We start from the raw sequence: 2,446 nt of genomic DNA on the forward strand, positions 1-2,446 counted from the left end.
TCCAGCAAGGCGGTCCAGCCGAGCCGGTTGACGTGGTCGACGTCGATGTCCGTCTCCGCCAGCACGGCCCGTACGTAGCCGACGTGCCCGCGCTCGGCGGCCGGGATCAGGGAGACGCCGCCGAACCGGTTGCGCTGCTTCAGGTCGGGACCGGCCGGGAGCAGGGCCCGCATCATGCGGACGCTCCCCGTCACGCCGGTGACCAGCCAGGGGCTGTCCTCGCGGGAGTCGGGGGCGTCGGGGTCGGCGCCGGCGGCGATCAGGACCTCGGCGGCGGCGACGTGGTCGCCGAGCACCGCGAGCAGCAGGGGCGTGCGCAGGTCCTCGTCGCGGGTCTCCGGGGCGGCGCCGGCGGCGAGCGCGGCGCGCACCGCGTCCGTGTCCCCGGCCCTGGCGGCATCGAGCAGCAGTCGGTCGTGCGGGTTCATGCCCCCATCCTGCTCGGACCCACCGGTGCGGGCGTCCCCCCGCCGTCCCCGCCTCCCCGCACACCCGGCGGACCCGCCCGTCATCCGATCGGCCGATGCTCCGTGCCCCGGGATCCGCTACGGGTCCTCGGAGGAGCCCGTCGGACACGCCGAGGAGGCCCTCTCGCTGGACGGCTGACCGCCTCGGAGCCCCCGGCCGCCGCCCGTTACGCGGCGCCGGCCGAGGCCGCTTCCTCCGGTCGGGGTGGCCGGGCCGGGAGGTGGGGGGAGAGGACGGCGTCGAGCTCGTGCCGCAGCCGCCGGCCGAGGTCCCCCTCGCCTTCGAGCGCCCAGTGCATCCCGGTACCGGCGGCGACGGCCTGCACCGTGCGGGCCAGGGCCGCCGGGTCCGTTCCGGCGCGCAGCTCGCCCGCCGCGACCGCCTCCGCCAGGAGTTCCACGACGGCCCGCGTCTGGGCCCGGTGGACGGCGAGCGCGCGCTCGCGCAGCTGGGGGTCCGTCAGGTCCATGCACAGGAACGCCAGGTGGTTGGCGAACCGCTCCGGGGTCGCCATGCCCGCCATCGTCTCCGTCACCAGCTCCGACAGCGCGCCCAGCGCGGAGCCGTGGGCGGCACGCACCTGCGCGATCCGCGCCCCGGCGTCCTCGACGGACCGGTCGGCGAGCGCCAGCAGCAACCCGCGCTTGGAGCCGAACCGCTGGGTCAGCGTGGCCGGCACCAGACCGACCTCGCGGGCCACGGCCGCCAGGGTCAGCCCCGCCGGACCGACCCGGCCCATCACCTCGGTCGCCGCCCGCAGGATCGCCAGGTCGTCCACCCCTCGGGGCCGCGCCACCGTCATCACCTCATGTTTGTAAATGGTTGTTCATTTATTGAACCCGGCGGCCGGCGGGCCCGCAAGCCGCACCCCCGCCCACTCCCGGCGGCGTGGGGAACGGAGCCCAAGGGGTACGACCGTCTTTCCTGGGCACGTGACACCACGACGCCCGGCGAAAGGAACGTGACGGCATGCGCAGCGTAGGCGTGGAGGAGGAACTGCTGCTGGTGGACGCCAGGACGGGTGAGCCGCTCGCCCTGTCGGCCGCGGTGATGTCGGCCGCCTCCCGTGAGGACGACGGCACGCACCGCCCCGGCGAGGGGACGCTGGAGTCGGAGCTCAAGTGCGAGCAGGTGGAGTTCGCCACCCGCCCCGTCCTGCGGATGGGGGAACTGGCCGAGGAGATCGTACGCTGGCGCGCCGAGGCGGCCCGGCACGCCGCCGGCGCGGGCGGGGCCCTCGCGGCACTGGCCACGTCACCGCTGCCGGTGCGGCCGTCCACGATGCCCGGGGAGCGGTACCGCTGGGTGAGCCGGCAGTTCGGTCTGACCGCCCGGGAGCAGCTCACCTGCGGCTGCCACGTCCACGTCTCCGTCGCCTCGGACGAAGAGGGCGTGGCCGTCCTCGACCGCATCCGCCCCTGGTTGCCGGTGCTCACCGCCCTCAGCGCCAATTCGCCCTTCTGGCAGGGCCAGGACAGCGCGTACGGCAGCTACCGCAGCCGCGTGTGGAACCGCCTGCCCTCCGCCGGACCCACCGATGTCTTCGGCAGCGCGGAGCGCTACCACCAGGAGGTGCGCGGCATGCTGGCCACCGGTGTCCTGCGCGACCAGGCCATGGTCTACTTCGACGCCCGCCTCTCCGCCCGCTACCCCACGGTCGAGATCCGCGTCGCCGACGTCTGTCTGGAACCCGGCACCCCCGTCCTCCTCGCCGCCCTGGCCCGCGCCCTGGTGGAGACCGCCGCCCGCGACTGGCGGGCCGGGCTGCCCCCGGCGCGCATCGGCGTCGGCCTGCTGCGGCTGGCCGCCTGGCGGGCCGCCAAGTCGGGGCTGGACGGCCCCCTGCTGGACCCCCGCAGCATGAGCCCCGCCCCGCCCGAGGCGGTCCTCGGCCTGCTGGTGGAGCACGTACGGGAGGCGCTCGAGGACAGCGGGGACCTCGAACGGGTGCGGGAGGGCCTCGCCCGCCTCCTCGAAC

At 75.7% G+C, this 2,446-nt stretch carries 3 protein-coding genes; 1 reads left to right on the forward strand and 2 read right to left on the reverse strand.

Annotated features, from left to right (window positions below):
* Both VR44_RS12200 and VR44_RS12205 read right to left on the reverse strand, forming a co-directional pair.
* Window positions 1-428: ankyrin repeat domain-containing protein (locus tag VR44_RS12200; RefSeq protein ID WP_045947474.1), on the reverse strand; the 428-nt coding region annotated here is incomplete at its 3' end.
* Between the two features lie 206 nt (window positions 429-634).
* Complete coding sequence (locus VR44_RS12205) at window positions 635-1,264, reverse strand: TetR/AcrR family transcriptional regulator (RefSeq protein ID WP_245691732.1); 630 nt, start codon at window positions 1,262-1,264, stop codon at window positions 635-637.
* Between the two features lie 173 nt (window positions 1,265-1,437).
* Between VR44_RS12205 and VR44_RS12210 the strand changes: the two genes are divergently transcribed.
* Window positions 1,438-2,446: glutamate--cysteine ligase (locus tag VR44_RS12210; RefSeq protein WP_045947476.1), on the forward strand; the 1,009-nt coding region annotated here is incomplete at its 3' end.

The sequence above is a fragment of the Streptomyces katrae genome (assembly GCF_000966975.1).
Classification (GTDB): Bacteria; Actinomycetota; Actinomycetes; order Streptomycetales; family Streptomycetaceae; genus Streptomyces; species Streptomyces katrae.